The organism is Gemmatimonadota bacterium, assembly GCA_026706845.1.
GTDB lineage: Bacteria > Latescibacterota > UBA2968 > UBA2968 > UBA2968 > VXRD01.
The window spans coordinates 21152-29456 of the sequence record JAPOXY010000056.1 but is presented as its reverse complement, the minus strand read 5'-3'; the positions used below and the strand labels follow the sequence as shown (position 1 = coordinate 29456).

Genomic DNA, 8305 nt, shown 5'->3' with positions numbered 1-8305 from the left:
CAACCTCGCCTGTCAGCAGAATTTTTTGCGGGTGCTGGATGCATTGGGAACACTAACAGGGAACGACAAATACCATAATCAGGCAGACAAATGGATTGGCTGTGCGCTGGATAAAATTCACGATATAGAATCTGACCTGTTCTACTGGGGAGGCCATACCAGTTACGACCTCTTAACAGATGCGCCGGTGCTGGGCAATCACGAGATGAAGTGCGTCTATCCGCACTATGCGTACCTCTATAAAGTTCATCCCGAACGCATGCGCCGCTTTGTCAAAGCCGTCTGGCACGCACACATCTGGGATTGGCCCACCTTACTCTTTAACCGACACGGAATTTACGAAGCGTGGAAAGAAAAGTGGAATGTGGAATTTGAAGGAAGCCCATTGCCAATAGTGGAGAACACCGCGCTTTCCTTTGTCAACACGGGAAGCGATTTAATCCTGAGCGGGGCAATACTACACGCTCTCTCAGGCGATGAAACACCTTTGAGATGGGCAAAGCATCTACTCTCGCGATACGATCAGATCCGGCATCCCGAGACGGGATTGGCGGGGTATCAGTTTAATCATCGCGATCCCTGTCGGGTCCGAGAATCATTCAAACCGCCGTTTAGCGAACGGACAGATATCAACGAAGTAACAGTCATCACCAATAACGTGATCCAGGTTCGATACGGACGAGCCGCCGTCACCTTTCTCAATGCTGCGGGAGTCCTGGGCGATGAAAAGGGCAAAGCATTTCTCGATGTAGTAACCGCGGATTTAGAAGCCCTGGCAACCCACTGTTATAATGTCGATGACCACAGCTTTTATCCCGCAATCAATGACGGCACCCGCCTCTATCCGGAAAATAGCAATGAAGGAATCGGCTATTGTCCGCCTACAAAGCTGAGAAAAGTCCCGGCAAATGGCCTGATGTTCTTATCTTACGCGCGTGCATACCATCTGACCGGTATTGTGCGCTTTCGAGAAATAGCCTTTTCCCTCGCCAAAGGAATGGGCTGGGGCGACTTAAACGCGCCTGTGGATTTTGTATCTGGCGGTTCGCCTGCAAGTGATGAAGCGTGGGTAAACAAAGGACAAAACGACGCCTGTGCGTTATTCGGTTTACTGGAACTCCACTCGGCAACAGGCAATAATGCGCTATTGCAGTCCGCCACCTCTCTTGGAGAACAATTGCTGCGGCAATATCAGGTGAACGGCCTGATTGTCTCAGATAGTCGGGAAGGCGAAACGAATATCGATACCGCGCTACCACTCGCACTATTGCATCTGGAAGGGGCGAAACAGGGGGATCGCACAGCGCTGCCCGATTTTTATCCGAACAACACCTATTTCGATCCCAAAATTGTGATTCGTCGCTGGGAAGAAGAAGGTCGATAAATAACAACAGGAGGTTCACCATGAAAGCCGCTGTTTTGCGCGAAGCGCATCAGCCAATTACTGTAGAAGACGTCGAAATTGCCGACCCAATCGGACGCGAGGTCTTGATTCGCACCGCCGCCGCGGGGGTCTGTCACAGCGATGTTCATTTTCAGCAAGGACTTTATACCTGCGAGCTACCTGCCATACTCGGCCACGAATCAGCGGGCATTGTAGAGGCGGTCGGGCCAGACGTGACCTATGTAAAACCCGGCGACCACGTAATTACCTGTCTATCGGTTTTTTGCGGACATTGTCGCTACTGCACCACCGGACGTCCAAATCTATGTGAAGATAGAGAATCAACACAGCGCAAAGAGACAGATAAACCGCGCCTATCCCAGGATGGTCAAGCGTTCTTCCAATTTGCAAACCTCGCCTCTTATGCAGAACAGTTGCTGGTACACGAAAATGCAGTGTGCAAGGTGCGCGAAGACATGCCACTGGACAAAGCGGCCCTGATCGGATGTGGCGTAACAACCGGGGTTGGTGCCGCGCTCAATACCGCCAAAGTAGAGCCGGGCAGCACAGTAGCCGTTGTCGGATGTGGTGGCATTGGACTGAGTGCTGTTCAAGGTGCGCGAATAGGTGGCGCAGGGCGTATTATTGCAGTAGATACCATATCTTCCAAACTGCAACTGGCCCGAGAATTGGGCGCAACAGACCTGGTCAATGCCAACGATGGCGATCCCGTTGAGCAAATAATGGACCTGACCGGCGGAAAAGGCGTGGCCAACTCTTTTGAAGCCGTGGGATTAAAACAGACTGCGGAACAGTGTTTTTACATGCTCGAAGAAGGCGGCACCGCCACGATAATTGGCATGATTCCCGAAGGCGTTAAAATTGAGCTTACGGGACAAAACTTTTTGCGCGAGCGCAAAATTCAGGGATCGAGCATGGGATCCAATCGCTTTCGCGTAGATATGCCGCGGTATGTGGATATGTATCTCATGGGCAATCTCAAGCTCGACGAAATGATCTCACACAATATTTCTTTAGATGATATTGACGATGCGTTCAAGGCTCTGATCTCGGGCGGAGTCGCCCGGCAGATCATCATATTTGATGTTTGAGGGACACGCAATGAATACCGATCTAAACCGAATCCGCAGAGATGGCTGGACCGTAATAGAAGGCGTAATCCCCGAAAATGAGGTAGATGCCATACGCGACCACGTATGGCATTCGACCGGGATACACGGCAGAGCAAAGGCCGCAAAAGACGGCATCGGACACGTGCCGGGATTTATACGCTATGACCAGTCCCTTGCGCCCTATCTCGCAGACGCAAGATTGATGGCTATCCTCGAAGCACTTTTGGGTACCTTTGTCAAAGTGTCTTATGTCTCAGCAACCATCAACCGCCAGGACAATCCGCGGGGCAAGTGGCATGCAGACTGGCCGTTTAATCAGATCAACGCCTCACATGTGCTTGCACCTTATCCAGATGCGGTAATGCATATCACAACCTTGTGGATGTTATCTCCCTTTACCCATGAGAATGGCGGCACATTGATCGTGCCGGGCAGCCACCGATGGTCAAATAATCCAACTGGAAATATAGATGTGGATCCGCTCGAACCTTATTCAACCGAGATGAATGCAACGGGTCCGGCGGGAAGCGTCCTCGTGCTGGACAGTCGGATATGGCACGCAACCGCACCCAATCAATCGCAAGAGGACCGGGTATCCGTTGTCGTTCGCTATGCCCCGTGGTGGTTGAACACGCGCGTGTTGATGCCGGGGTCTGAAGAGCGCAAAATGATGGTGGATGAAACCGGCTTGACCGATAACGACCAGGAACCAGTACCCCGCCAGGTTTACGAGGAATTGCCAGAAAACGCAAAACCCCTGTTCCGACACTGGATAAGCGATTAAAAGGAAAAAGAATGAGCACAGTCACCGAACAACATATCCAACAGTATCGAGAAGAAGGATACTGCCATGTGGAAGGCTTAATCCCCACCGAACTCATGGCAAACGCCTGGTCGCGAGTAAGGGAAATAGTAGATCATCCGCCAGATTGGAAAAAGGGCAGATTTCAAGTTCTCAATCCCGAAATATATCGCGCTACTTCAGGGGAGCCAGTACCCAAGGGCATCCAACGTCCGGGCCTGGAAGAACAGGTATTTGCCACGGTCGCAGAACACGGCAATATGGCAAATGCAATGGCGAGAGTTTTGGGCGGCGATGTAGAACTCTTCACAGATCAGATAGGGGTTAAACACGGATGGATTGACACTGAGCAAGGTGGATGCAGTTATTTTCATCAGGATTCGTGGTACTGGAAAATCGATCCCGAATTGGGTTGCAACTGCTGGATCCCGATGCAAGAAGTGGGAAAAAATGCCATCGCATTATCGGTCATGCCGCGCAGCCATATCGGCTGGGAACTCGTACCACACGAATCTTATTACGACGACCCGCCGATGTTCAGAAAAACCAGTGTGAATGGCGACGAAACCCATGAACCTTTTAAGCGCCACCGCATCCCCCTGGATCAGATCGATTACTCCGATGAAGTCCTGGTCAAAATGAAACCGGGCGATGGCCTCTTCTTCACAAATTACACCTGGCATCGCAGCGAGCCAAATCGCACGGGTAACTCAATGGCATTTTACGCGATTGCATATCAGTTGAAAGACCCTGTATAAAAACAGGGACCTATCCCTCTCGCCACGGGGGCACAGTCCATGTATTGTGCCAATCCCACGCCCACACAACTTTTTTATCGGGCAATTCAACCTCGTACTGGACGCCAGCAGTGAAAGGCAAAATTTGGGTTCGGTCGCCAGCGTGTTCGCGGATACTCTCGATAAAAGCGTTCACATCCGTAACATCGGGAGGCCAATGTCCTTCGGGAACAGGATCGGTTTTGCGATCGGTTCGATAATGGGTTGGAATCAAAAATCGGGGCTGCACGAGATCGAGAAGACTTGAAAAAACAGGCCAGTTCTTCAGTCCCGTTTTCATGTGGATGATATAATCCACGCGGCCCTTTAAATTGCCCAGCGCTGGATAGGTCGCGTGGAGATCCCCTGTGTGATAGAACGAAATATCTTTCTCAATATATGTGATCAAGTAACCACAGGTGGGTAAATCGGGCCGCGCATTTTCACCACTTTCAACAGCTTCTACCTGCACAGCGCCCAGGTCGCACGAAAAAGGACCGGGAAAAGTGCGCGCGTCATCAATGCGATATTTGGGAAAGAGCACCTGGATTTTTTCCTCGGGTATATGCTTGCTAATGGGCAAATCCCGGGAAAAAGCCGCGTCGCCATAATTTTCGTCAACAGGTTCATTTGGCGTCATACAACCGATATTGACAAAGAGTTTTTTAAAGCGATCCCCCCGGCACAATTTCGTCAGGGTCTTGGGATGACAGTGATCAAAATGCTCGTGACTGATAAAAATGTAATCGTAGATGGGTTCGGCATCTTTTAGATTATCACCGAAAAGATACGGATCAATGGCGATATTGACATCCCCCGAAAGAATGTCAAAAGCACCACACCCCCACCATCTCAGATGTATATTGTCCATTGAAAACCTCCCATAGTGTAAGTTTGACCAATGGAGTTTAGTAGTTTATTGTTAATTAGCAAACTAAATTTAAATGCGAAAGGAAAAAACATGGCGCGTGTTGGGTTGATCGGTGTCGGAGATATGGGCAGCGGGATGGCTGCGAACATCTTGAAGAACGGACATGAGCTTGTCGTATATGATTTGCGCCCCGAACAATTGAAACCATTTGTCGAGCAGGGAGCTTATGCAGCCAAAAATGCAGGTGAAGTGGGCGAGCGCTCAGACTTTGTGTTCGTCATGGTCATGAACGGCGATCAAATTAAAGCAATCTTAAACAATGGCTTGTTGAACAGCATGAAACCAGGATCGACATTTATCTGTACCGCAACCATATTGCGGTCGGAATTGGTCGAAATCGCGCAATGCCTGGAAGAAAGAGATATTCGCATCATAGACGCCCCGGTAAGCGGTGGCGCACCCGGCGCAGCGGCTGGCACACTGACAATGATGGTAGCAGCACAGCGAGATATTTTTGAGGACGCGACAGAAGTTCTCAACGCAGTCGGAGAAAATATCTACCACGTCGGCGAAGAAATCGGAGCCGGACAAACCGTGAAAGCGTGTCTGGCTGTCTTGACAGGCGTAACCTATGCGGGCATCTTCGAAACCCTATCACTGGGCGTAAAAGCCGGTGTAAAAGCCGAAACCCTCTACGAAGTCATCAACACGAGTGTGGTCGGCAGCTTCTTATTTCGGGACACAACGCAAAACATCCTGGAACGAAATTTTGTCGGCCAAAGCCGCATTGGCACGATGTACAAAGACCTCGGAATCGCAAAAACACTGGGACGCGAATGTGGCGTGCCCCTGTTCACACTCTCATCGGCTGCGGAGTGGTTTCAAGCAGGCATCAGCGTAAACCCCGAAGAAGCGAACTGGGCCATCATCAAAATTTTTGAAAATATGCTGGATATTGAAGTAAAAAAGCGGTGAGGTATAAGGAGATTACTTGTGAAACTCGGTGTAATTACAGATGGAATCAGCAGGGATTTTGAACACGCGTTGAATGTCATGGCGGAATACGGACTGAGATATCCCGAACTCCAGTTTGTATGGGATCGAGAAGTGGGGGATCACGACGCCGGGCAAGTGGCGCGTATGAAGACACTACTCAATCAGCACGCCATGGAAGTCTCATGCATCTCGCGGCACAACTTTGGCGGCCTGCCCGTATTGCAGACCGAAATAGGAGATCCCGTATTTGAGGATCATGTATCGGGATTGCGGCGGTGTATTGAACTTGCAAAAACCCTCGGGACAAATATTGTCAGAATTATGAGTTGCAAAAAAGAAATGATCCTATTTGGGTACAACGGCGCAGAAGATTGGATTGTCACCGCTGGTGCATGGGATAAACTGGTGAAACTGATGGTTGTACCCGTCCAAATAGCCGAAGAAGAAGGTATGACACTCGTCGTTGAAACGGGCAATAATGCCATGATAACATCGGGCTTTCTGGCGCGAAAATTGATCGACGAATTGGGTAGCTCCCACCTCAAACTCCTGTGGGATATTCCCAACACAATGTACTGTACAGATATCCCCTTTCCCGATGCCTACAATGAAATTCGCGATTACATCGGCCATATCCACATTAAAGACGCAAAAGCCGATATATCGCGTGCGACCGTTGGATTCTATCCCCTGGGCGAAGGCGATGTGGGGCCCTACCTGGAACCCATTGCAAACGCGCTCAAACGCGATGGATATGCGGGCGCAATCTCTTACGAAAGCGTCTATCGCCCCAAAGGCGGCACCTTTGAAGACGGATTCAGGGCGAGCGTTGCGAAATTTGTGGAAATTTTCAGTTGAGGAGACCCACCATGGCAGATCCAATGCGGTTATTGAATGATGAAGAGGTACAGCGATTTATCGTGGATGGATGCATGACAGTCCACGCGGATTATCCGCCCTCATTCCACGCGAATATCTACGATCAGATCGAGACCGTCTTTGAAAAAGAGGGCAACCCCGGCAATAACATATTGCCCCGGATACCGCAGATCGGGCAGGTATTTGAACACCCCAACGTAAAAGGGGCACTGACCAGCTTACTGGGACCGGGATACATCTTGAACCCCCATCGACATTGTCACCTGAATCCCCCGGGGCGAAACGGACAGCAATGGCACAAAGACTGCTATGTCTATGATCACAATTTGCGACACCCGAAATTCTACTGGCTGCTCGCTTTTTATTTTCCACAGGACACAACTGAGGACATGGGACCTTCGGGTGTATTGCCCGGCATGCAAATCTATAAAACCATCAGCGATGTAGATCCCGCACAAACAAAAGAAAAAGCTCGCGCATTTTGTGGGCCTGCGGGCACTGTAGCACTAATTCACTTCGACTCCTGGCACCGCGCAACCGAGAATATAAGCACCAAAAAACGATACATGCTGAAATTCCAATTTGCCCGCACACAGGAACCGCAAAAACCCACATGGAATCATCAGAGCCGCGTGTGGTCCCCCGGCATTGAAGATCGGCATCCAGCCATATCAGAAGACGTATGGAACTGGATGTGTGGAAACACGCAAAAAGAACGCGAGACACCAGATAGCAATCTAAAAAATTCAATTCGCGTCCTGAAGAATGGACCGGAATGTGAACGACTGGACGCGGCGTATAAACTCGCTGAATTTGGCGCAGAAGCCGTACCTGAACTCATCGCCGCCATGCGAGAAGAAACACTCGCAACAATTGAGGAAACAGAAGCCAAAACACCGGACAATGCCCATGGAACAAATCCCACGAGCGGATGCGCGGCTCTATCCCTCGCATCCATCGGAAAACCCGCAGTCCCCGCCCTCACAAAAACATTATCAGACCATCACTGGTGGATACGAGCGGTTGCAGCCAATGTATTGGGACGTATGGGATCAAACGCGGTTGCATCTGCGCCCGCTTTAAGAACGGCGATGAAAGACAATCACTGGTGGGTGCGCCGCAATGCAATCGAAGCCCTGGGCGCAATCGGTAATTTCTCCTCAGATCTACGCTCTGATCTGACAGAAGCACTTGGCGATGAAGACTATCGCGTGCGCCGCAACGCAGCCCTCACCCTCGCAAAATTTGGGGAATCGGGCGATATTGCAGTTGAAGCACTGGCGACAATGCTCGAAGACGAAAATCGCTACAACCGCTTTTACGCCGCATATCTGCTAAAACAAATCGGCACACCTGCTGCACGGGATATATTGTTCCACACCCTATTCAATTCTCGCTGGTGTCCAATCACGACAAAAGACAATATGTACTGAACTGATCGCTTATTTTCAAAAAAATGATGCG

8 protein-coding genes are annotated in these 8305 nt (G+C 50.2%); 7 read left to right on the top strand and 1 reads right to left on the bottom strand.

Annotation, left to right across the window (positions count from 1 at the left end):
• The 4 genes from OXG87_05445 to OXG87_05430 all read left to right on the top strand — a co-directional run.
• Nucleotides 1-1384, top strand: a 1384-nt coding sequence (locus OXG87_05445) for a hypothetical protein (GenBank protein ID MCY3868982.1), incomplete at its 5' end; no start/stop codon positions are given.
• A 20-nt stretch (nucleotides 1385-1404) separates the two neighbouring features.
• Nucleotides 1405-2496 carry a Zn-dependent alcohol dehydrogenase gene (locus OXG87_05440; protein MCY3868981.1) on the top strand — a complete coding sequence of 364 codons (1092 nt, stop codon included), beginning with the start codon at nucleotides 1405-1407 and terminating at the stop codon, nucleotides 2494-2496.
• 10 nt (nucleotides 2497-2506) lie between these two features.
• Nucleotides 2507-3301 carry a phytanoyl-CoA dioxygenase family protein gene (locus tag OXG87_05435; protein ID MCY3868980.1) on the top strand — a complete coding sequence of 265 codons (795 nt, stop codon included), beginning with the start codon at nucleotides 2507-2509 and terminating at the stop codon, nucleotides 3299-3301.
• Nucleotides 3302-3312: 11 nt separating this feature from the next.
• Complete coding sequence (locus OXG87_05430; GenBank protein ID MCY3868979.1) at nucleotides 3313-4077, top strand: phytanoyl-CoA dioxygenase family protein; 765 nt, start codon at nucleotides 3313-3315, stop codon at nucleotides 4075-4077.
• Between the two features lie 10 nt (nucleotides 4078-4087).
• Here OXG87_05430 and OXG87_05425 read toward each other — a convergent pair whose 3' ends face one another.
• A complete protein-coding gene (locus tag OXG87_05425) occupies nucleotides 4088-4966 on the bottom strand; it encodes an MBL fold metallo-hydrolase (GenBank protein MCY3868978.1) in 879 nt (292 codons plus the stop codon).
• A gap of 90 nt (nucleotides 4967-5056) precedes the next feature.
• Between OXG87_05425 and OXG87_05420 the strand changes: the two genes are divergently transcribed.
• The 3 genes from OXG87_05420 to OXG87_05410 are packed head-to-tail and all read left to right on the top strand — an operon-like array spanning nucleotide 5057 to nucleotide 8274.
• The gene (locus tag OXG87_05420) at nucleotides 5057-5941 is read left to right on the top strand and encodes an NAD(P)-dependent oxidoreductase (GenBank protein ID MCY3868977.1); all 885 of its coding nucleotides are present in this window, start codon (nucleotides 5057-5059) and stop codon (nucleotides 5939-5941) included.
• An 18-nt stretch (nucleotides 5942-5959) separates the two neighbouring features.
• Nucleotides 5960-6820: a sugar phosphate isomerase/epimerase gene (locus OXG87_05415; GenBank protein MCY3868976.1), complete on the top strand. Its 861-nt coding sequence runs from the start codon at nucleotides 5960-5962 to the stop codon at nucleotides 6818-6820.
• A gap of 11 nt (nucleotides 6821-6831) precedes the next feature.
• Nucleotides 6832-8274 carry a HEAT repeat domain-containing protein gene (locus tag OXG87_05410; protein MCY3868975.1) on the top strand — a complete coding sequence of 481 codons (1443 nt, stop codon included), beginning with the start codon at nucleotides 6832-6834 and terminating at the stop codon, nucleotides 8272-8274.
• Nucleotides 8275-8305 lie beyond the last annotated feature (31 nt).